The 870-nt window shown below is 73.7% G+C and carries 1 protein-coding gene and 1 pseudogene; both read left to right on the top strand.

Annotated features, from left to right (window positions below; all coding sequences use genetic code 11):
- Window positions 1-229 precede the first annotated feature (229 nt).
- Window positions 230-403, top strand: a complete 174-nt coding sequence (locus tag AB8Z36_RS41110; RefSeq protein ID WP_369218440.1) for a hypothetical protein — start codon at window positions 230-232, stop codon at window positions 401-403.
- Window positions 400-870: pseudogene (locus tag AB8Z36_RS41105) on the top strand (hypothetical protein); the annotation flags it as partial. The gene AB8Z36_RS41110 and the pseudogene AB8Z36_RS41105, both read left to right, overlap by 4 nt.

Raw genomic sequence — 870 nt, 5'->3', positions numbered from 1 at the left:
GGGCGGAGGCGTGCGGGAGCGCGGGAGTCATGTGGTCAGTCTCGGTGTGCTGACGGTGAAGCTCCACTTAAATTTGCTTAGCTGTTGCAGTAAGCAGTGCTACTGGATGATGGGCGGCGGAAGGGCTGATTCGGGACTGGCCGTTGGCAGGCACTGGTGCCAACTTGCCCTTGTACGGGCCACCATGGCCGGACAGTCGGTCTGAGACAGTCGGTCCCTAGGAGGCGTCATGAGGCTCGGCAAGGCACTGGCCACCGGAATCGCCGAGGAGCAGCCCCGGCCGCGCGACGCACATCTGCCCGAGGAGCCCGAGGAGAGGGAGCCGGTACAGGAGCAGGCGGCGCCCGCGCCCGGCTCCGCGGCCCCCGCACCCCGCCCCGCCGGGGCCGCGGCGGCCCGGTGAGGCTGCGGCTCCCCGAGGAACGCCCGAAGGAGCCGCCGACCGGATACAAGATCGCCCGCCCGGTGCTGTCCCACGACGGCACCCGGGCCGGGTTCACCGGCGTCTCCCTCGGCGCGGGCCTGCCGTACGGAGTGCTCGACCGGGCGGGCTGCGTCTACGGCAGACGGCACAGCGCCCCGCACCGCCGCTGCGACTGCGGCTTCCACTGCGTGCACGACCGGGCCACCGCCGAGGCGCTGCTGTGCACCGCCGAGCACCGGGGCGCCGTACTGCTCGAAGTGAGCGTGCTCGGCGCCTACATCCGCTTCGAGCGCGGCTACCGGTACGCAAGGCAGCGGGTGCGCCGCGCCACCCTGTCGCCGTGCGGCTGCGGGGCCGGGGCCACCCTGCTGGCCGACGCCGGATGGGGCAGGCCCGGATGGCGGGTGGCCGAGGCCGCCTGCGGGCGGTGCGGAGGCGGCCGTCCG

The sequence above is a fragment of the Streptomyces flavofungini genome, assembly GCF_041028215.1.
GTDB lineage: Bacteria > Actinomycetota > Actinomycetes > Streptomycetales > Streptomycetaceae > Streptomyces > Streptomyces flavofungini_B.
The sequence above is the reverse complement of the archived record's forward strand: the minus strand, read 5'-3'. Positions and strand labels throughout refer to the sequence as shown.